Here is a 21294-nt window from a genome sequence, read left to right on the forward strand (position 1 = left end):
ATGGACATGACGATCAACGAAAAACCGGCGCGTACGCTGCCGGTGCAGGACGCGCGGATCTACCCGCGCGGTGGGCTGGATGTGCTCTCGCGCGCCGAAGTAGCGCGCCTGCGGGACGCCTCCGGTGGCGGCATGCACGAGCTGCTGCGCCGCTGCGCGCTGGCCGTGCTGACCAGCGGCAGTGCCTCCGACGATCCGCGCGCGGCGCGCGATCTGTATCCCGACTTCGACATCCAGGTGGCGCAGCAGGACCGCGGCGTGCGCATCGACCTGGTCAACGCGCCGGCGATGGCGTTCGTGGATGGCGAGATCATCCGCGGCGTCGCCGAGCTGCTGTTCGCCGTGGTCCGCGACCTGGCCTACATGGCCATCGAGATGGGTCCGGCCTACGCGGCCGAGCTGGAATCCTCCGAAGGCATCACCAACGCGGTGTTCGGGCTGCTGCGCAATGCGCGCATCCTCAACCCGGGCGACCCGAACCTGGTCGTGTGCTGGGGCGGTCACTCGATCGGCCGCGATGAGTATCTGTACACCAAGCAGGTCGGCTACGAGCTGGGCCTGCGTGGGCTGGACATCTGCACCGGCTGCGGTCCGGGTGCGATGAAGGGTCCGATGAAGGGCGCCACCATTGCCCATGCCAAGCAGCGCAAGACCACCACGCGGTACATCGGCCTGACCGAGCCGGGCATCATCGCCGCCGAGTCGCCGAACCCGATCGTGAACCACCTGGTGATCATGCCGGATATCGAGAAGCGCCTCGAAGCGTTCGTGCGCATCGGCCACGGCATCATCGTGTTCGCCGGCGGCGTCGGCACCGCCGAGGAGATTCTGTACCTGCTGGGCATCCTGCTGCGCGACGAGAACAAGGACCTGCCGTTCCCGCTGATCCTGACCGGCCCGACCGTGGCCGCACCGTACTTCGAGCAGATCGACCGCTTCATCCGCCTCACCCTGGGTGAAGAAGCCGCCAGCCGCTACGAGATCATCATCGGCGACCCGGTCAACGTGGCCCGCAAGATGGCCCAGGGCATCAAGCGCGTGCGCGAGCACCGCCTCGCGCAGAAGGATTCGTTCTTCTTCAACTGGTCGATCGAGATTCCGTGGGAGTACCAGCAGCCGTTCGTGCCGACCCACGAGGCGATGGCCGCGCTGGACCTGCACCACGGCCGCCCGCCGCATGCCCTGGCCGCCGACCTGCGTCGTGCGTTCTCCGGCATCGTCGCCGGCAACGTGAAGGAAGACGGGATGCGTCGCATCGAGCAGTTCGGTCCGTTCGAGATCCATGGCGATGCGGACATGATGCAGGCCCTGGACGAGCTGCTGCGCGCCTTCGTCGAGCAGCGCCGCATGAAGATCTCGGGCGAGTACCAGCCCTGCTACAAGGTCATGGCCTGAGGCCGTGACCCGGCCGTCGGCGGGCAGGGGGCCCGCCGCTGGCCTTGTTCTGCGTCAACTGATTGACGCCTGTCGCCTCCGGGCGACCGTTCGTCCTGCCGCCGCTTGCTGATCGGCGGCGGGGCGTTCATCTTCTGTGTCATCAACGCTGGGGAGCGTTTCATGTCATTGCGCCGGTCCAACGGCTTCACACTGATCGAGTTGATGGTCACCATTGCGGTGCTTGCCATCCTGATCACGCTTGGCATGCCGAGCTTCCAGGGCGTGCTGCGCTCCAATCGCGCGGCCACCACCACCAACGAATTGATGGCCTCGCTCGCACTGGCGCGCAGTGAAGCGCTGAAGAACACCCGCGGTGCCGGCGTGTGCGCCTCCACCGAAGGCACCGAATGCAACGGCGACAGCTGGGGCGACGGCTGGATGGTCTGGTCCGATGCCGACGGCAGTGGCAGCTTCGACGCCGGCGAGCAGGTTCTGCGCTACTCGGCCGGCTCGCCCAAGATGCTCGGCAGCAAGGACAACCTGATCGTGGCCTTCGATGGCCGGGGTCGCAATCGCGCCGCCGCGGCGCTGGACATCACCCTCACGCCCGACGAATGCGGCGACCAGCTCCTGCAGCGCACGCTGCGGCTGTCGGCGGTGGGGCAGGTGCGCGTGGAAAAGGAGAGCTGCAAGTGAGGGCAAGACACCTTGGCGCGCGTCGCGCAGGGCAGGGCGGCTTCACCATGATCGAGGTGCTGATCGCGATCGTGGTGATGAGCATCGGCCTGCTCGGCTTCGCCCTGCTGCAGACCATGAACGTGCGGTTCGTGCAGAGCGCGAATTTCCGCACCCAGGCCACCAACCTGAGTTACGAGCTGCTGGATCAGATCCGGATCAACCGCATCAATGCCGGGACCTACGTCGGCACCTATGCGGCAACGACCAAGGCCGCCGATTGCGTCTCACCCACCGGCGCGGAGATCACCAAGGATGCGTACATGACGGACTGGCGCTGCCGGCTGGGCAAGGCGCTGGGCGACGAAGCCAGCGCCAGTGTCACCAGTGACGGGGACGAGATCACGGTCAACGTCAGCTGGGGCGATGAGCGCTGGCTGGATGCGGCCGATACCACCTTCTCGGCGAGGACCCGGCTGTGAGGCGCGTGCCTGCCTTCCATCGCACCAGCGCGGGCCTGTCGCTGGTCGAGCTGATGATCGCCATGGTCATCGGCCTGGTCCTGCTGCTGGGCCTGATGCAGGTGTTCGCCGCGTCCCGCACCGCCTCGCGCCTGTCCGAAGGCCTGGCCCGCGTGCAGGAGAACGGACGCTTCGCCATGGACTTCCTGCAGCGCGACCTGCGCATGGCCGGCCACTTCGGCTGCGTGAACGACCAGAGCCACAGCATCAACAACCCCGGTTCGCTGCACACCACGTTCACCGCCGGTGCCCACCCTGCGCTGGACTTCACGCAGTCGATCCAGGGCTATGAGGCCACCGATACCAAGCCGGGCGATCCGCTGACGCTGAGCGCCACGCCCGCGACGGGCGGCGTCGAGTACACCCCCGCGCTGCCGACCGAGTACGCCGCGGCGCTGACCAACCGCGTCGACGGCAGCGACATCGTCGCACTGCGCTTCCTGGTGCCCGATGGGGTACCGGTGACCGCCATCGGCGGCACGGATGACAAGCCCACCTTCTCGTTCGATACCGGTCGCTGGGCAGTGCTGCAGAGCGGGGTGCCGACGCCGGGCCTGTTCGGCGTGGCCGACTGTGTGTCGGCCACGGTGTTCCAGGCCAGTGCCGTCAGCAGTACCGCCGGCACCGTGCGTTTCGACACGGCGCCGAACAACAGCACCAGCTTCTCGACGTTGTATACCGCCGGCCAATCGGTGCTCTACCGCGCCGAGAGCGTGGTCTATTACATCGGGTACGACGCGACGACCCGCCAGAGTTCGCTGTATCGGGTGCGTTTCGATGCCGCACCCGGCGGCGCGCTGGCGGCCGGTCAGCCCGAAGCGCTGGTCGAAGGCGTGCGCAACATGCAGCTGCTGTATGGCCAGGACCACAAGCTGAGCGCGACCGGCGCACCCAGCGGCTTCATCGACCGCCAGGGCACCGCGGCGGACGTGGACGCATCACTCAGCCCGGCTGACGCGGCATGGCGCCGGGTCGGCGCGGTGCAGCTGGGCCTGGTGCTGGAAAGTCCGGATCCCTCTGCGGCGGCGCAGGCCAATACCGCTGCCGCGTTGACCGCGCTGGGCGTGACCTTCACCGCACCGAAGGACGGCCGGTTCCGCACGGTCTACCAGACCACGATCGCGGTGCGTAACCGCCTCTACGGCAACTGAGGTCTCCATGGCCATGCGTCGCAAGCCCTTCACCGCCCCCCGCCGCCAGGATGGCGCCGTGCTGTATGTCGCCCTGATCATCCTGATCCTGCTGGCCCTGCTCGGCGTGGCCGGGATGCAGGTGACCGGCATGCAGGAGCGCATGGCCGCCAACTACCTGCGCACCAACCTGGCGTTCCAGAACGCCGAGGCCGATGCGCGTTCGATGGAGAGCACGATCGAGACGACGCTGGCCGGCGGTGAGACCTACAGCGCCGACCAGGAAGAGTGCAGCCCGATCTTCGATCCGCTGACCTGGGCCGACGGCACCAGCGACGCGAAGGCGACCTATACGCGGCGGATGGACAAGTGCTTCACGGCCGGTGGCAGTGTCGTCGAGGGCCAGCCCGAGAACGAAGACACCGGCAACATCTACCAGATCACGGCATTGGCCAGTGATGACCCGGACAACCCCTCGGCCAGTGCGGTCGTCGACACGATCTATATCCCATGACCTCTGAACGCTTCCAACTCAGCAAGCGCACCGTGACCTGGCTGCGCATCGGTTTCGGTGTCCTGGTGCTGGGCTTTCTGCTCAGCCGCGTGGTGCCGCTGCGCGCCGCGCTCGGCGATTACGACCTCGCCCAGGAACCGCTGTACACCAAGCAGAGCCAGCCGCCGCTGATGATGATGGTGATGTCGCGCGATGAGCAGCTGTTCAACAAGGCCTACAGCGACTACAGCGATCTGGACGATGACAAGATCATCGATACCACGTACCAGGACAAGTTCCCGTACTCGGGGTATTTCGATTCCAACCTCTGTTACACCTACGGCAGCGGCGTCTTCAAGGCATCGGGCGACGCGAGCGGTGTCAACAAGCACGAGTGCAGTGGCACGTGGTCGGGGAACTTCCTCAACTGGGTGACGATGAGCCGTCTGGACGTGATGCGTTACGTGCTTTACGGCGGGCAGCGTTCCACGGACGATGCCGCCAAGACCGTCATCGAGCGCGCGCAGATCCCCAACGATCTGCATGCGTGGGTCAAGGTCTATACCGGTTCGGACATCAACAAGTTCACGCCACTGACCGCGAGCGCCTCTTTCTGCAATGCCACCATCGAAGCGAATGGTGCGCCGCTCATGCGCGTGGCAGCTGGCAACTGGTCGGAGTGGGCATCCACGTCTCTTTATCAGTGCGGCAAGGCGCGCTCCGGTGATAGCGGCGCAGACACGCCAAGAGCCACGACCGACTACACCGTGCGTGTCGAAGTGTGTGATCCCGGCAAGGCTTCAAAACGCGAGAGCTTCTGCCGCAAGTACAACGACGGCACCACCGACCACTACAAGCCTAGTGGCCTGCTGCAGACCTACGGCGAAAGCGGTCGCCTGCGTTTCGGCCTGGTGACCGGCACCTATTCCAGCCCCCGCGACGGCGGCGTGCTGCGCAAGAACATCGGCAAGATTGCCGGCAACGGCGCCAAGCTCTGCGACACCGGCGACGAGATCAATCTCGCCACCGGGCAGCTGTGCCTGAAAAAGGATAGCGGCACGGAAGGGATCATCAACACGATCTCCAATTTCCGTATCGACCAGTGGAACTGGGGCAGCAACTGGAACGACTGCAACACCTACGCGATCCTCAATCGTCAGGGACAGAGCGGCGCCAAGGGCAACCTGGATGATCCTGGCACCAGCGGTGGCAGCGCACAGAAGTGCAGTGCCTGGGGAAATCCGTTGGCCGAGATGTATGCCGAGGCGCTGCGTTATGTGGGGGCGGGCGCAAAGGTCTATACCGACACGGGCGACCTGTCAGGGCTTCCAAAAGCCATTGATTGGAAAGACCCGTACCGCGATCCCTCCAAGGGCGGCAACTCGTACTGCGCCACCTGCAACATTCTGGTGATGTCCTCGGGCCTGCCGTCATTCGACAGCGACAACATCGGGGCGGTGCCGCGCTTGGCATCGGCTGAGTCAGCCACCGATGCGGTGGGCGCGGCCGAGAGCATCAACGGCAAGAAATTCATGGCCGGTCGTGTCGCATTGACGGCGCGGTATGCTTCGATCAATACCCATGAAGACATCTGCCAGGCGCTGACCGTCAACAAGCTCAGTCTGGTCCGTGGCATCTGCCCGGATATTCCGACGACCGAGGGCAGCTACATGATCGCCGGTTTGGCCAAGGCGGCAGCCGAAACCGATATGCGGCCGGATCTGAAGGACAAGCCGGCTGATTACAAGGTCACGGCCACCACCTACACCGTCGCAATGGCCGAGAATCTGCCGAAGTTCGATATCAATGTCGCGGGGGGCACGATTTCTCTTTCGCCTCTCTGTCAGGCCAATACCACCAGCGCCGCCCAGATCTCCAGCGCCAACTGGCGCAGCTGCTTCCTGGGCGCGGTCGGTATCGGGACCAAGACGGCATCGGTCTCGCCCAACTACATTTACGGACGCCCGTATCGCGCTGATGGCAAATCCGGCAGTTTCTCCCTGGTGTGGGAGGATTCGCTGTGGGGCAACGATCACGACAACGACGTTGTGACCATGATGAGCTACTGCGTCGGTGCAGCGTGTCGTGAGACGGGCAGCTCGTTCCGCGATATCTGCTGGCGATCGCCCAACACGAATGGCAACGCAGCGAATACGACCGTGTGTACGGATAACCGGCTGCGATCCACCATCGGCGAAGACGAGGTGTTGGTCCGTATCGAGAATCTGTCCGCCTATGCGGGCAACGCGATGCTGACCGGTTACACCATCGTCGGCTCCGATGCGGCGAACAACGTACAACGGCTGGCTCTGCGTCCCGGTAACAGCGACAAGTCCATCCTGACGGGGCAGGCCGATCCGCCGACGGATTGGACGCTTCCGGTAGTCCGCCGCTACAAACTGGCGTCCGGCCAGGCCAACCAGCTCGAGAGCCCGCTCTGGTACGCCGCCAAGTACGGCGTTCCCAGCGGCAAGTGGGACACCAAGGAAGCCGGTGTGCCGGACAACTACTTCCTGGCGCGCAATCCGGCCAAGCTGAAGGCGGCGCTGGAGGCCATCTTCGAAAGCGCGGCCGAGGGCGATGCGCCCGTGGGTGGCAGCGGCACCGGTGCCCGCATCAGTGCGGGGTCGTTCACGGTGTCGGCCAGCTACAAGGTGCCCTCGGGCACGAACGATTGGACAGGCGAGGTCGTTGCTACCCAGCTGGGCAAGCTCGGTACCGACGGGGATGTGCTGTGGCGGGCGTCGACCAAGATGAGCTCGAGCGGCCGCAACATCGTCATGGCCACCACCCCGACCACCGTCAACGCCCGCGGCCAGCTGGTGCCGGTAGCGGCCGCGCCCTTCGAGGCCAACAACATCCCGGGCAGCGATCGCGCCGCCCAGTTGGGCAACCTGGGCTTCGGCAGTTCGGTTCCGAACTGGTTCGGCTCGCATACTGTCGCCGATCTGGTGAACTACCTGAAGGGTGCAGCGTTCAGTGGCTTCCGTTCGCGCAGCGCCATTCTCGGCGACATCGTCAACTCCACGACCGAGATCGTGTCCACGGCCAACAACTTCGGTTATGGCTCCTGGACCACCTCGCCCCAATGGAAGGCGACGCTGGGCAGCCGCTACACCGCCTATCTGAAGGCCAAGAAGGCCGCCGGTGGGCCGCCGACGATGCTGTACGTCGGTGCCAACGACGGCATGCTGCATGGCTTCAACGCGTCCACGGGTACCGCGTCAGGCAGCGAGGTGATGGCATTCATTCCGTCCTCCTCGCTGCAGCACATGGCGGAACTGGCCAACCAGAGCTATGCGCACCGGTACTACGTCGATGGTCCGCTGACGTCTTCGGATGTGTACTACGGGGATGCGTGGCACACCGTGCTGGTCGGTTCGACCGGCGCGGGCGGCGCCAACCGTGCACCGAATGCGGCGGCCGCCGGCAACGGCTCGATGTTCGCATTGAACGTGAGCAACCCGACCGGCTTCACCAAGGATGACGTGCTGTGGGAGATCTCGGGCAAGACCGACTCGGACATGGGCTTTGCACTGGGCAAGCCGGTGATCGTGCCGGTCAGTGGCGGCGATGCGAATACCGCACCGCGCTTCGTGGCGCTGTTCGGTAACGGCGTCAATTCCTCCAGCGGCAAGCCGGTGCTGTTCGTGGTGGACATCCAGACCGGTGAGGTGATCGGCCGGATTTCTCCCAGCGGCGGTGGCTATGCGCTGCGCAATGGACTGATGAACATTGCCGCCGTCGCCGCAAACAACACCAACCGCATTGTCGATACGGTCTATGGCGGCGACATGCAGGGCAATCTCTGGAAGTTCGACCTGCGCGATCCCGATCCGGCCAACTGGACCGTTGCCTATGGTGGCGCGCCGGTGTTCACCGCGACCCGCAACGGCGTGGCCCAGCCGATCACCGGTGGTTTCGAGGTGACCCGTGCGGCCGGCCGCGGCTACAACATCCTGTTCGGCACCGGCCAGTACTTCGCCAGCGACGACAATGCCGTCAGCTCGAATTCTGCGGTCAATTCGCTGTACAGCGTCTGGGACAACCTGACCACGACCGTCGGCAGCCGCAGCGACCTGGTCGCCCAGCAGATCACGCTCGGCAGCGACGGCTACCGGTATGTCAGCAAGAATGCGGTCAGCTACGTGAGCAAGCGTGGCTGGTACGTGGACCTGATCGTGGCCGGAGCAGTCGAGGGAGAACGCTTCATCGGCAGTCCGCGCCTCCAGAGTGGTGCGGTGTTCTTCAACACGTACGTGCCAGGGCAGGCCGTCTGCGGCGGCGGTGGCGGCATCAACTGGCGATATTCACTGAACCTGCTGACCGGTGCCGGCGCGCTGGGCGGGCTGAGCAACACGCCTGGCGGTGATCCGTTGTGCACCGGCAACTGCGGGGGCGCGAAGCTCACCAGCGGCGGCAAGGATATTACCGGTCCGCCGTTGACGGGCAACTTCATCGGCGTCCCGGACAGCAAAAGCAACATCTGCAAGGCAGGCGAGCCGGGCTGCACGATCGACGAGCAGCTCAAGAACGATATCTGCACCTACGTGCTGCGCTCGGGCAATGCCGATCCGCTGTTCATGCCGCGTCCCTGCGGTCGCCAGTCCTGGCGGCAGGTGCGCTGATGACCCTCCTGACGAGAAAGACGATGCGCACCTCCTTCCGCCGCCGGGCCGCGGGCTTCACCCTGATCGAACTGATGATCACGGTGGCCGTGGTCGCCATCCTGGCAACCGTGGCGCTGCCGGCGTACCAGGACTCCGTGCGCAAGTCGCGGCGGGCGCAGGCCAAGGCCGATCTGGTCGAACTGGCCCAGAACCTGGAGCGCTACCACACGGTGAACAACACCTATGCCGCCGCCACGCTGGCCTTCGCGCAGTCGCCGCGCGAAGGCACCGCGCATTACACACTGGCGTTCGACAAGGATCCAACGGCCAGCACCTTCGGCATCCAGGCCACCCCGGTCGAGGGCGGCAGCCAGGCCAAGGACAAGTGCGGCACGCTGGCGCTGGACCAGGCCGGGCGCAAGACGCCGACCGAAAAGACCGTGTCCGGTTGCTGGTGACGCCGCTGTTCCATCCGTTGGACGCGAGCGCTTGCATCACACCGCCGATGCTGGCTAGAATGCGCACCCCGCCCGAATAGCTCAGCCGGTTAGAGCACTTGACTGTTAATCAGGGGGTCGTTGGTTCGAGTCCAACTTCGGGCGCCAGATCTACAAAAGCCGCGAGCAATCGCGGCTTTTGTTTTTTGTGTTTCCGGCGGGTCGGCGATGCCTGCCTCAGCAGGCCACGGGACGGCGGGGCCGCTCGCTGCGGATGCGGCCTTGCCGGCTGACCACGACCTTCCCTTGAGCGTTGCCGTCCAGGCAGAAGAGGACCGACTGATTGCTGCCATTGAGCTGCCCATCCGGCCGGAACTGGATGATGGGCTTGTGCTGGCTGCCCCGGGCGCTGAGCCTCGAACGGGCCTGCTGCTGCACCAGAATGGGGTCCTGGGCTGGGTCCTGGCCCAAGGGCGTCGCGGCGCGATGAAGAATCCAGCCCCGACTCCAGTCCCGGCCACAGTGGACGCCATCGTCGGTCGGGCAGACCGTGATCCGGCGCCGCTCGGTAATTGCCGTATTGCGCGCGGTGGCCAGCGCCGAGGCCAGCTGCATGCGCAGGCTGTCGGCCTGCAGGCGGTCCCGGGTCTGCTGCAGGGCCGGCAAGGCCATGCCGGTGAGGATGCCCAGCACCGCCATCGCGAGCAGCGCCTGGATCAGGGTCACGCCCGCGCAGGCGGCGCGGCGGGGCAGGGAGCGGAGCTGGTTCACGGTGAACGTCCGGCGCGCGGGAAGTGTCCACTCTGGCCGCCCGAACGCCCCGCCGCCGCCGGTTCATGCCGCGTTCTGCTGTCGGTGATCCCATCAACAGGCCGTCACCAAGGCGGCCGTTATACTGGCCGCTTCCCGGCAGTGGCGGCACCATGAGCGATCGTTTCCAACTTGTATCCCCGTATTCGCCGGCGGGCGACCAACCGGCGGCCATCGAGAAACTGACCGCCAACTTCGAGGCGGGCATCGCCAAGCAGACCCTGCTCGGCGTCACCGGTTCCGGCAAGACCTACACGATCGCCAACGTGATCCAGCAGGTGCAGAAGCCGACCCTGGTGATGGCCCCGAACAAGACGCTGGCGGCGCAGCTGTACGGCGAGTTCAAGTCGTTCTTCCCGCACAACGCGGTCGAGTACTTCGTCAGCTACTACGACTACTACCAGCCCGAGGCCTATGTGCCGTCGTCGGATACCTTCATCGAGAAGGACAGTTCGATCAACGAGCACATCGAGCAGATGCGGTTGGCCGCGACCAAGACCCTGCTGTCGCGCCCGGACGCGATCGTGGTGGCGACGGTGTCGGCGATCTACGGCCTCGGCGCGCCGGAGGATTACCTGTCGATGCGGCTGATCCTCTCCACCGGCGAGCGGATCGACCAGCGCGACCTGATCAAGCACCTGACCCAGCTGCAGTACACCCGCAACGAGTTCGAGCTGCACCGCGGTACGTTCCGCGTGCGTGGCGAAGTGGTGGACGTGTTCCCGGCCGAGTCGGACAGCGAGGCGGTGCGCATCGAGCTGTTCGAAGGTGAGGTCGAGCAGATCAGCATGTTCGATCCGCTGACCGGCGAGAGCCTGCGCAAGATGATGCGCTACACGATCTATCCGAAGACCCACTACGCCACGACGCGCGAGCGCGTGCTGTCGGCGGTGGATACGATCAAGGCGGAGTTGAAGGTCCGCCTGGAGCAGTTGTACGAGCAGAACAAGCTGGTGGAAGCGCAGCGCCTGGCGCAGCGCACCCAGTTCGATCTGGAGATGATGGCCGAGGTCGGCTACTGCAACGGCATCGAGAACTACTCGCGGCATCTCACCGGCAAGAATGCCGGCGATCCACCGCCGACCCTGTTCGATTACCTGCCGCCGGACGCGCTGCTGGTGATCGACGAATCGCACGTGACCATCCCGCAGATCGGTGCGATGTTCAAAGGCGATCGCTCGCGCAAGGAGACCCTGGTCGAGTTCGGTTTCCGCCTGCCGTCGGCGCTGGACAACCGTCCGCTGCGGTTCGAGGAGTGGGAAGAACGGTGCCCGCGCAGCATCTACGTCTCGGCCACGCCGGGGCCGTATGAGCTGCGCGAGACCGAGGGCGAGATTGCCGAGCTGGTGGTGCGTCCGACCGGCCTGATCGACCCGGTGGTCGAGATCCGTCCGGTCGGCACCCAGGTCGACGATCTGATGTCCGAGGTGAACGAACGCATCAAGCTTGGCGACCGCGTGCTGGTCACGACGCTGACCAAGCGCATGGCCGAGAACCTGACCGAATACCTGACCGAGCACGGCATCCGCGTGCGTTACCTGCACTCGGATATCGACACCGTCGAGCGCGTGGAGATCATCCGCGACCTGCGCCTGGGCAAGTTCGATGTGCTGGTCGGCATCAACCTGCTGCGCGAAGGCCTGGACATGCCCGAAGTGTCGCTGGTGGCAATCCTGGATGCCGACAAGGAAGGCTTCCTGCGCTCGACCGGCTCGCTGATCCAGACCATCGGCCGCGCCGCTCGCAACCTGCGTGGCAAGGCGATCCTGTATGCGGACAAGATGACCCGCTCGATGCAGGCGGCCATCGACGAGACCGACCGCCGTCGCGCCAAGCAGGTCGAGTACAACGAACTGCATGGCATCGTGCCCAAGTCGGTACTGCGGCCGATCACCGATGTGCTGGAAGGCGCGCGATCGGAAGCGGCCGAGAAGGAGTCGCGCGGCAAAGGGAAGGGCAAGGGCAAGGGCGGCCGCGTGGCCGAAGAGGCGGCCGATTACCGCACGATGGAGCCGGCCCAGATCGCCAAGCGCCTGCAGGCGCTGGAGCAGCAGATGTACCAGCACGCACGTGATCTGGAGTTCGAGGATGCCGCCCGCGTCCGCGACCAGATCCGCAAGTTGAAGGAGGCCAGCCTAGGCTGAACAACGCGTTGTGAAATATCTTCACAAAAGTGTTGCGCTTTCCAAGGGGCGTCCGTAATATACGCGGCCTGCACCGACGCATTCGCAGCGGGGCTGGAAAGCAAAACGGGCGGTTAGCTCAGCGGTAGAGCACTACCTTGACATGGTAGGGGTCACAGGTTCGAACCCTGTACCGCCCACCACTTCAGTACCTGGGAAACCACGGGAACAGGTGGAACAAGACGAAGCCGGCCACCAGGCCGGCTTTTTCGTGTTCGGCGTTTTTCCTTTCGTTCTCTGCGCCTCACCCTTCCCATGGCTCGTGGGTGCGGGCATGTCGAGGCTGTCTCCTTGATCCCGTGTGTTAGCGTCGCGAGGCCGGTTGGCCAGACCTGCGGCCGGCCGGAACCGGTCCTGTGACCTAATCCCAATGGAAGGAGGCAAAATGGCAACGACGCATCGTCTTACGGTTTTGGCATACGCGGCCGCGGCTTTCGCGACGGCGATTCTCGCGGTCCCATCGGCACAGGCAGCGCCCTGCTGTGTCAGCGAGCCGCACGGAAGCTACATCGCAGCGAAGGGTCTCGGGGAGTCCGCGCCGCTGGCGTTGGACGTCAGCGAAGCAGCGGGCTGGCATGCCTTCGAGTTCAAGCGGGACGGCGTCTGGTACATCCAGGTCAATGACCGCAATGATCAGGTCCGCGCGATCATCGGCAACATCGACACGGTGTTCTGGACGCTGCCGGGCGGTGTGGATGCCGACCGCGTCTCGCTGCCGGGGCGGATCCTGGAAATTCCGGCAGGTGCCGGCCGGGAAGTCGTGTATCGCAAGCCGGGGCTGTGGCTGGTGGCTTACAGCACGGCGCGGGGCGTGATCTGGTCGATCGAAAGCCCTGACGGCACGCGGTAAGGCTGCCGGGTCTCGACAAGCACCAGGCGGAGACGGTTACGGCGGCAACGTGGGTTGCCGCCGTAAGCCAAGGCCCGTCCGCCGAGCGCCTCGTTGGCACGCGCAACGGTCTGCGCGGTCAGTGTGCGCTGCGGATCCAGCAGTGCGACGGTGATGACGATGCCCTGGGAGTCGCCACGACGACCGCAGTGAGCGCGGACACGCAGGAATCCCGACTCGTGCTTGAGCATCACGCCGACAGCGTCGACCAGGCTGCGGTAGGCCGCCAGTTGCAGCCCGAGGCTCAGCTGGCAGGGGTCGCCACTGAACCGAGGGCGCGCCACGCGATCGGTCGCGTCCCAGGCGCCGGCGACACCGCCCGACTGCAGGGCGACGTAAAGACCTGCGTATTCGATGTCGCTTGGGTAGACCATGCTGATCTGCTCGCGGAACAGGCGCGATTGCGATGCGCCACGGCGCAGCATGTCCATCGCCGGCGCCAGGTACCCTCGTTGCTTGAGGAGATCGGCTGCCATCTGGAGCGAGCGGTCGATATCTTCCCCAATGGTCTGCATGCGCAGCGCCTGCTCCTTGCGGCTTTCTTCGCTGGCGAGGTGGGCCGTGCGGACGAGCGAGGCAGCCTGTCTGCCCAGCCGGTCGTGTGCATTGAACTGCCGGTAGTAACGGGAAATCGTGGAGCCCAGCAGCAGCAATGCGGTGCCGGTGACCGCCAGGACCTGCTGCGCCATGAAGGCGGCCGGATCGAACGACCCGGGCAATCCGGAGCTTTCCAGGGTCAGCCCGATGGTGAGGTTCAATCCCGCTACGCTGATGGCGGCGCCGCGCCATCCATACATGCAGGTGAGCGCGGCCGCCGGCAGCAGCATCGCGATGCGCAGGCTGCTCTTTGCCAGCAGGTCATCGGCGGGAAGCTGCATCGCCGTCACGCCAAGCACGCCGATCACCGTCAATGTCGCCACGGCCATCATCCCTGTGCCAGCGGTAGGGCGTGGCAGATGGTGACGGTGTTTCCACAGCAGCGCGGCCGGCGCGAAAATCAGGATGCCCAGGTAGTCGCCGATGATGTATTTCGCGACGCCCATCCAGGAGACGGCGTCGTGCAGCGTGGGCATCAGCAGATAGGCCAGGCCCTGATTGAGCGCCGTGATCGCGACGGCGGAAAGTGCTGCGATGGACAGCAGCCAGGCCGGGTTGCCCGCCGCCAATCGGCGGCGGTGTAGAGACACGATCGCTGCGACCGTCGGCATCAGCAGCGCGGATGCAAGTACGAACCACGCGAGGCCGTACTGATCGATGAGGTGGAAACGTGCCTGCGCGAAGAAAGCCCACTCACCAACGATCAGGTAAGGCCATGTCCGCGGCGGGCACAACAGCAGCGCAGCGACGCGGAGTCCGGCAGGCAGGTAGAACTGGTCCACCGACATCTGCCGCGTTGCCCAGAACAGCATCGCGTAGACCAGCGCCAGCACTACGCCACTGGAAGAGATGCGCAGATTGAGGTGAAACTCCTTTTTCAACCATTCCCGCTGCACGTACACCCCCTTTTCCCTGTGGTGACCACGGGCTGGAACAACAGCCCGGCGCAGCTTGGACACTATCGGGCAACGCTGCCGCGTGCAATGGCGTGGCGGAGTGTTGTGTTTTCGTCGATGGCGCTGTTCCTTGGCGCGGCGAAGGGCTTAGTTTGAACTGCGTCACATATTGTCCTGCGTCTTGTCGTTGCTGCTTTGCATCCCCTCCTGTCGCCGATGTGAAGGCACTGCGCTTCCGAAACAGGGTGCGCTACCCAGCCACGATTGCCTGACAGCTCGCCACGGCTTCGCCTGATGGTGATTGTGCGGCGTGCGGGAGAGGCTTGGATTTTCATCGGGTGCGACAGGCATGTCCCCGCGCCGCTTGGCTACCTCCGAACGCACGTCGTTGCCCATGCTCGGCAAGGCCTGTGCGGCGGCTCTTCTGACCGGCGTGAGCGCGACGGTATTCGCACCCTTTCTTTTGCCGCCTCACTGGATGTGGGCTTCGCTCGCGGCAGGGCTGGCAATCTGGATCCTGCCCTCCCGTCTGCGCCTCCTCGGCGCCGCCCTTTTCGGCCTCGGCTGGGCCGCCTTCCACGGCCATGCCGGGCTCGCGCAGCAGCTTCCCGCCGGCAGCGCGCCGGTGGACCACGTCGTGCAGGGACGGGTGACCAGCCTGCCGGTGCACGGCCCCGGCGGCACCCGCTTCGGCTTTCGGGTGGACGATGATCCGGCGATGCCCGCCGAACTCCGTGGCCGCGACCTGGCCCTGGGCTGGTATGACGGATTCCGTGGCGCGGCCGATGATCGCCGGCGCACGCTGCGCGCGGGCGAGCGCTGGTCGCTCGGCGTGCGCGTGCGGCCCCCGCGCGGCCGGGTGAATCCTGGCGGGTTCGATGCCGAGGGCTACGCACTCCGGCAGCGTGTTGCCGGCAGTGGCTACGTGCGGGAACCGGCCCAGGCGGCTGCGTTGGCCGCGCCCACGGGATTGCCTGCGTGGCGCGAGCGGATGGCCGACGCGATCGCCACGGCGGTCGAGAGCGACGGCCGCCGCTTCGTCCAGGCATTGGCGCTGGGTGACACCCGCGGCCTGAGCCCGGCCGACTGGGACGATCTGCGCGCGCTGGGGGTGACCCACCTGGTGGCGATCTCCGGCTTCCATGTCGGTGTGGTGGCCGGCGTTGCCGCCGTGCTGGCGGGCGGGCTCTGGCGCTGCCTGCCGATGCTCGGCCTGCACTGGCCGCGGCCGATGGGCGCCGCGGTAGCCGCTGTCGCGGGCGCGGCGCTGTACGCGGCGGCGGCCGGCTTCGCGCTGCCCACGGTGCGGACCGTGCTGATGATCGCGGTGGTGGCCGCTGCGCGCTTCAGCCGGCGCTGGGCGACCGTGGCGCAATCGCTGGCGCTGGCCGCGCTGGCGATGCTGCTGTTCGATCCGCTCGCCGTGCTCGCCCCCGGTTTCTGGCTGAGCTTTGCCGGCGTGCTGTGGCTGATCTGGTGCCTGCCGGGGCGTGAGGAGGGCTGGCTGCGTGGTTTTCTGGGCGCGCAGGGCGTGGCGACCGTGGCGCTGCTGCCGCTGACCGTGGCGCTGTTCGGTCAGGCCTCGCGTGCGGGCCCGCTGGTGAATCTGGTGGCGATTCCGTGGTGGACGATGGTGGTGGTGCCGCTGGCGCTGCTCGGCACCGCGCTGGAGGCGCTGATCGACGGGGCGGGGCGCTGGCCGTGGCAGCTGGCGGCATGGTGCTTCGAGGCGAGCTGGTGGCTGTTCGGGTATGCCGCGCGCAGCGAGCTGTCGCTGTGGTGGCTGCCGCAGGCCAACCGCTGGGCGTTGATCTCGGCCGTGTCCGGTGTGTTCTGGCTGCTGCTGCCGCGCGGCAGTGGTGGCCGCGTGCCGGCCCTGCTGCTGTGTCTGCCGCTGTTGTGGCCGGCGCGGCATGGCCCGGGCGAGGGCGAGGTGGAGATGATCGTGATGGATGTCGGGCAGGGCCTGGCGGTAGCCGTGCGTACGCGCCGGCACACGCTGCTGTACGACACCGGGCCCGGGGCCGACGATGGCTTCGACGCGGGCGAGCGGATCGTGGTGCCGACCCTGCGTGCGCTGGGGCAGGGCCGTCTGGACCGGATCATGATCAGCCACGATCACCGCGACCACACCGGCGGGCTGCGCGGGGTCCGCCGCAGCTTTCCGGGCGCGATGCTGCAGGCGCCGCCCGATGCACTGCGCGGTCGGGCCTCGGCCTGCCATGCCGGGCAATCCTGGCAGTGGGACGGGGTGACGTTCCGGGTGCTGCATCCGCCGCGCGACGAACCGCAGTCCACCAACGACAGCAGCTGCGTGCTGCGGCTGGAGACGCCGCAGGGTGCGATCCTGCTGGCCGGCGACATCGAAAAGCGCAGCGAAGCCCTGCTGGTCCAGCAGGCGGGCGCACGCCTGGCGGCGGAAGCGGTGGTCGTCCCACACCACGGCAGCGCCGGTTCGTCCACACCGGCGTGGGTGGCCGCGGTCGCGCCGCGGCTGGCAATCGTCTCGGCCGGCCACCGCAACCGCTTCGGTCATCCCCGTGCCGAGGTGGTGGAGCGCTGGCAGGCGGTGGGCGCCGAAGTGCTCACCACTGCCGACAGCGGCGCGGTGCGGGTCTGGCTCGGGCGTGAAGGCCTGCAGGTGCGTGAACAACGGGTTTTCGAGCGGCGTTGGTGGGATGCCGCGGAGCGGAGCCGGCCGGCTGCTATCCTATCGGCGATCAAACAGGCGGCCGCTGGGCCGGAGGATTGAAACGTGTGGGAACTGGTCAAGGCCGGTGGCTGGCCGATGCTGCCGCTGCTGCTGTTGGGCGTACTGGCTTTGGCAATTGTCCTGGAGCGTTTCTGGACCCTGCGCCGCAATGAAGTCCTGCCCCCCGGGCTGGGCCAGGAAGTGCGCAACTGGGCCGCGCGCGGCAAGCTCGATCCGAGCCATATCCAGTCGCTGCGCGGCAATTCGCCGCTGGGCGCGCTGCTGGCCACCGCGCTGGAAGCACGCAATCGCCCGCGCGACCAGATCCGCGAGCGCATCGAAGATGCCGGCCGGCACCTGGTTCACCGCATGGAGCGGTACCTGAACGCCCTGGGCACGATCGCCTCGGCCGGCCCGCTGCTCGGCCTGCTCGGCACGGTGGTGGGCATGATCCAGATGTTCATGGGCATCCTCGACCACGGCGTGGGCGATGTGAACCAGCTGGCCGGCGGTATCGGCAAGGCGCTGGTCTGCACCGCCACCGGCATGATCGTGGCGATCCCCGCGCTGATGTTCCATCGCTACTTCAAGGGCCGCATCGCCGGCTACGTGATCGACATGGAGCAGGAGGCCTCGGCCCTGCTGGACGCGCTCGATGGCCGCCCGGGCGTGATGAACAACGCTCCGCGCGCCGCCGGTGCTTCGGCCGGCGCCGCACCCGTGACGGTCAAGGGCTGACGGATGCGCATCCGCAATGACCGGATCCAGGACGAGCCGCACATCGATCTGGTTCCCCTGATCGATGTGATCCTCGTCCTGATCATCTTCTTCGTGGTCACCACCACCTTCGATGCGCGCTCGACGCTGCAGCTGCAGCTGCCGACCGCCAGCCAGCAGGACACCACCGAGCCGCCGCGTTCGCTGAGCGTGCTGGTCAATGCCGAAGGGCGTTACTTCATCAACGACCAGGAAGTGCTGCGTACCGACGTGGAGTCGGTCAAGCAGACGATCGCCGCCGTGGCCGGCAGTGATCGCGAACAGACCGTATTGTTGCGCGCCGACGCGCGTACGCCTTACCAGGCTGTCGTCACGGCCCAGGATGCCCTGGGCCAGCTGGGCTTCCGCCGCATCGCCATCGCTACCGCGCCGGAGGTGCGTCCATGAGCAAGAAACATTCCCCCGTCTGGCCGATCTACAAGCGCCTGCTCGGGTACACCGGTGCCTATTGGGTGTTCATGGTCGCGGCCGTGGTCGCGATGGTGGTCGAGGCCCTGGCCGGCTACAGCTTCACCAAGCTGATGGAGCCGCTGGTCAACCGGGGGTTCGTCAACCCGGAGCCGCGCATGGCGGTGATCCTGCCGCTGACCATCCTCGGGCTGTTCATGATGCGCAGCCTGGCCACCCTGGTCAGCGACTACGCGCTTGCCCGCACCGGGCGCAGCGTGGTGCGCGACCTGCGTGAGCAGGTGCTGGAGAAGTACCTGCACCTGCCGTCCTCGCATTTCGATGCCGAAGCCACGCCGGTGATGGTCAGCCGCCTGAACTTCGATACCGAGCAGGTTACCCAGGCCAGCGCCGATGCGCTCAAGACCCTGGTGGCCGACACCCTCACCATCATCGCCATGCTGGTGGTGATGCTGCAGATGAGCGTCAAGGTCACCATGGCGATGCTGGTCGTGGTGCCGCTGATCGGCGTGATCGTCTCGGTCGTCGGCAAACGTTACCGCCGCATCAGCCGCGGCATCCAGGACGGCATGGGGGGCATGGCGCAGACCGCCGAGCAGTCGTTGGCCGCGCAGCAGGAAGTGAAGGTGCATGGCACCCAGGCGCACGAGATCTCGCGCTATTCGCGTCTGGCCAACCGCATGCTCGGCCTGAACATGAAGGTCGAAACCACGCGCGCGCTGGCCTCCAGCACGGTGCAGTTCCTGGCCGCGCTGGCGCTGGCGGTGATCGTGTGGGTGTCCACCCGCGAGGCGCTGGCCGGCAAGCTCAACGCAGGCCAGTTCATGGGCCTGATGACCTCGATGATGGCGATCATTCCCTCGCTGCGTCGCCTGACCAGCGTGCAGACCTCGATCTCGCGCGGCGTGGCCGCCGCCGAGCGCCTGTTCGGGATTCTGGACATGCCGGTCGAGCGCGACGAAGGCATCCAGCGGATCGGCCGCGCACGTGGCGAGCTCGCGTTCGAACACGTGATGCTGCGCTACCGCGAGGACACCGGCATCGCGCTGGATGACATCAGTTTCGTGGCCGAGCCGGGCACGGTAACGGCGATCGTCGGCCGCTCCGGCAGCGGCAAGACCAGCCTGATCCGTCTGGTGCCGCGCTTCTACGAACCCAGCGGTGGCCGCATCACGCTCGACGGCGTGGCGCTGGATGATTATCCGTTGGCCGATCTGCGCCGCCAGGTCGCGATGGTCGGGCAGAAGGTGATGTTGTTCGATGACACCGTGGGCGCCAACATCGCCTACGGCATGGACGCCACCGAAGAACAGATCCGCGCGGCGGCCGAAGCGGCCAATGCCTGGGAGTTCATCGCGCGCATGCCGCAGCAGCTGCAGACGCCGGTCGGCGAGAACGGTGCGCTGCTCTCCGGCGGCCAGCGCCAGCGCCTGGCGATCGCCCGCGCGATCCTGCGCGACGCGCCGATCCTGATCCTGGATGAAGCCACCGCCGCGCTCGACAACGAATCCGAGCGCCTGGTGCAGGATGCCCTGCAGCGCCTGATGCCCGAGCGCACCACGCTGGTGATCGCGCACCGGTTGTCCACCATCGAGCATGCCGACCAGGTGCTGGTGATGGACCACGGCCGCATCGTCGAGCGTGGCACGCACACTGAACTGCTGGCGCTGGGTGGCCTGTACGAGCACCTGCACAAGATGCAGTTCCGCGAAAGGCAGCCTTGATGGCCGGCAAGGGTACGCACACGCCGTCGTACTGGTATGACGGCACCGCGATTCCGTTCCTGGCACGCCTGGCGTCACCGCTGTACGGCGCGGCCATCGCGCTGCGGCGGATGGCGTATCGCCGCCGCTGGCTGAAGCGGCATCCGCTGCCGGTGCCGGTGGTGGTGGTCGGCAATATCACCGCCGGTGGCACCGGCAAGACCCCGCTGACGATCGCGCTGGTCAACCGGCTGCGCGAGGCCGGCTGGAAGCCAGGCGTCGCCAGCCGGGGCTATGGCCGCGAGGACGCAGGCACGCCACGCTGGGTGCTGGCCACGACCGATACCGCGATCGGCGGCGACGAGCCGGTGCTGATCGCCTGGAAAACCGGCGTGCCGGTCCGGGTGGATGCGGACCGCGTCGCGGCCGGCAAGGCGCTGGTCGAGGCGGGCTGCGACATCATCGTCTGCGACGACGGCCTGCAGCATTACCGGCTGGCGCGTGACATCGAGATCGAAGTGGTCGACGCCCAGCTTCGCTACGGCAATGGCCGGCTGATTCCGGCCGGGCCGCTGCGCGAGCCGGCCAGCCGTGCGCGCGACTGCGACTTCCGGGTGGTCAACATGGGCCAGGCCAGCGATGGCACCGAAGCGCAGACTGCGTGCGGTTTCGGCGAATGGCCGATGCAGCTGCGCATCGACAGCGCCCAGCCGCTGCAGGGCGGCCGCGCGCGGCGCCTCGCGCATTTCCAGGGGCAGCGCGTGCACGCGGTGGCCGGTATCGCCAACCCGCAGCGCTTCTTCGACATGCTGCGTGCGCATCGCATCGGCGTGGTGCCGCATGCCTTCGCCGATCACCATGCCTACCAGCCGGCCGATCTGCGCTTCGGCAGCGAACTGCCGGTGCTGATGACCGAGAAGGACGCGGTCAAGTGCAAGGCCTTTGCGACCGAATGGCACTTCGCCGTGCCGCTGTCGGCCGAACTGCCGGCGGCGTTCTGGATCACGCTGCTGGACCGCGTCGAGAAACTCGGCAAGCGTTGACGGGTCCGGTGCCGCGTGCGGCACACTGAGGCCCTGACTGCATTCCTTCCGTA

15 protein-coding genes, 2 tRNA genes and 1 pseudogene are annotated in these 21294 nt (G+C 66.5%); 16 read left to right on the plus strand and 2 right to left on the minus strand.

The window, feature by feature from the left end; all coding sequences use genetic code 11:
* Positions 1-6 precede the first annotated feature (6 nt).
* The 8 genes from ppnN to ABE424_RS02755 all read left to right on the plus strand — a co-directional run bounded on the left by ppnN (position 7) and on the right by ABE424_RS02755 (position 9411).
* Positions 7-1395: a nucleotide 5'-monophosphate nucleosidase PpnN gene (gene ppnN / locus ABE424_RS02720; protein WP_121042205.1), complete on the plus strand. Its 1389-nt coding sequence runs from the start codon at positions 7-9 to the stop codon at positions 1393-1395.
* 162 nt (positions 1396-1557) lie between these two features.
* On the plus strand, positions 1558-2073 hold the full coding sequence (locus tag ABE424_RS02725) for a Tfp pilus assembly protein FimT/FimU (RefSeq protein WP_346490784.1): 516 nt from the start codon (positions 1558-1560) through the stop codon (positions 2071-2073).
* Positions 2070-2534 carry a type IV pilus modification protein PilV gene (pilV, locus tag ABE424_RS02730; protein WP_346478580.1) on the plus strand — a complete coding sequence of 155 codons (465 nt, stop codon included), beginning with the start codon at positions 2070-2072 and terminating at the stop codon, positions 2532-2534. The genes ABE424_RS02725 and pilV overlap by 4 nt, the downstream gene beginning before the upstream one ends.
* Positions 2531-3724, plus strand: a complete 1194-nt coding sequence (locus ABE424_RS02735) for a PilW family protein (protein WP_346490785.1) — start codon at positions 2531-2533, stop codon at positions 3722-3724. Before pilV ends, ABE424_RS02735 begins: the two co-directional genes overlap by 4 nt.
* A 7-nt stretch (positions 3725-3731) precedes the next feature.
* Positions 3732-4217 (plus strand): PilX N-terminal domain-containing pilus assembly protein, encoded by a 486-nt coding sequence (locus ABE424_RS02740; RefSeq protein ID WP_346478582.1) that lies wholly within the window; start codon positions 3732-3734, stop codon positions 4215-4217.
* Positions 4214-8824 (plus strand): PilC/PilY family type IV pilus protein, encoded by a 4611-nt coding sequence (locus tag ABE424_RS02745; protein WP_346490786.1) that lies wholly within the window; start codon positions 4214-4216, stop codon positions 8822-8824. Before ABE424_RS02740 ends, ABE424_RS02745 begins: the two co-directional genes overlap by 4 nt.
* A gap of 23 nt (positions 8825-8847) precedes the next feature.
* A complete protein-coding gene (locus ABE424_RS02750) occupies positions 8848-9264 on the plus strand; it encodes a type IV pilin protein (protein WP_346488809.1) in 417 nt (138 codons plus the stop codon).
* A gap of 70 nt (positions 9265-9334) precedes the next feature.
* A tRNA-Asn gene (locus tag ABE424_RS02755) sits at positions 9335-9411 on the plus strand.
* Between the two features lie 69 nt (positions 9412-9480).
* Here ABE424_RS02755 and ABE424_RS02760 read toward each other — a convergent pair.
* Complete coding sequence (locus ABE424_RS02760) at positions 9481-10014, minus strand: GspH/FimT family pseudopilin (RefSeq protein ID WP_346490787.1); 534 nt, start codon at positions 10012-10014, stop codon at positions 9481-9483.
* A 152-nt stretch (positions 10015-10166) separates the two neighbouring features.
* Here ABE424_RS02760 and uvrB point away from each other — a divergent pair, with 152 nt between their 5' ends.
* The 3 genes from uvrB to ABE424_RS02775 all read left to right on the plus strand — a co-directional run bounded on the left by uvrB (position 10167) and on the right by ABE424_RS02775 (position 13086).
* A complete protein-coding gene (gene uvrB, locus ABE424_RS02765; protein ID WP_346478586.1) occupies positions 10167-12197 on the plus strand; it encodes an excinuclease ABC subunit UvrB in 2031 nt (676 codons plus the stop codon).
* Between the two features lie 107 nt (positions 12198-12304).
* Positions 12305-12379 (plus strand) — tRNA-Val (locus ABE424_RS02770).
* A gap of 242 nt (positions 12380-12621) precedes the next feature.
* Entirely contained in the window at positions 12622-13086 is a 465-nt protein-coding gene (locus ABE424_RS02775) for a hypothetical protein (protein ID WP_346490788.1), read from the plus strand.
* Here ABE424_RS02775 and ABE424_RS02780 read toward each other — a convergent pair.
* Positions 13029-14681, minus strand: a complete 1653-nt coding sequence (locus ABE424_RS02780; protein ID WP_346490789.1) for an MASE1 domain-containing protein — start codon at positions 14679-14681, stop codon at positions 13029-13031. The genes ABE424_RS02775 and ABE424_RS02780 overlap by 58 nt on opposite strands.
* A 286-nt stretch (positions 14682-14967) precedes the next feature.
* Here ABE424_RS02780 and ABE424_RS02785 point away from each other — a divergent pair.
* The 5 genes and pseudogenes from ABE424_RS02785 to lpxK all read left to right on the plus strand — a co-directional run bounded on the left by ABE424_RS02785 (position 14968) and on the right by lpxK (position 21241).
* Positions 14968-17483: pseudogene (locus ABE424_RS02785) on the plus strand (DNA internalization-related competence protein ComEC/Rec2).
* Positions 17374-18048, plus strand: a complete 675-nt coding sequence (locus ABE424_RS02790; protein WP_346490790.1) for a MotA/TolQ/ExbB proton channel family protein — start codon at positions 17374-17376, stop codon at positions 18046-18048. Before ABE424_RS02785 ends, ABE424_RS02790 begins: the two are co-directional and overlap by 110 nt.
* Before the next feature lie 3 nt (positions 18049-18051).
* Complete coding sequence (locus ABE424_RS02795; RefSeq protein ID WP_019183376.1) at positions 18052-18474, plus strand: biopolymer transporter ExbD; 423 nt, start codon at positions 18052-18054, stop codon at positions 18472-18474.
* A complete protein-coding gene (gene msbA, locus ABE424_RS02800; protein WP_346490791.1) occupies positions 18471-20219 on the plus strand; it encodes a lipid A export permease/ATP-binding protein MsbA in 1749 nt (582 codons plus the stop codon). Before ABE424_RS02795 ends, msbA begins: the two co-directional genes overlap by 4 nt.
* Positions 20219-21241, plus strand: coding sequence for a tetraacyldisaccharide 4'-kinase (lpxK, locus tag ABE424_RS02805; protein ID WP_346490792.1), 1023 nt, complete (start codon positions 20219-20221; stop codon positions 21239-21241). The genes msbA and lpxK overlap by 1 nt, the downstream gene beginning before the upstream one ends.
* Positions 21242-21294: the final 53 nt, after the last annotated feature.

Origin of the sequence: Stenotrophomonas sp. TWI1149 (assembly GCF_039673155.1) — a bacterium.
Classification (GTDB): domain Bacteria; phylum Pseudomonadota; class Gammaproteobacteria; order Xanthomonadales; family Xanthomonadaceae; genus Stenotrophomonas; species Stenotrophomonas maltophilia_AA.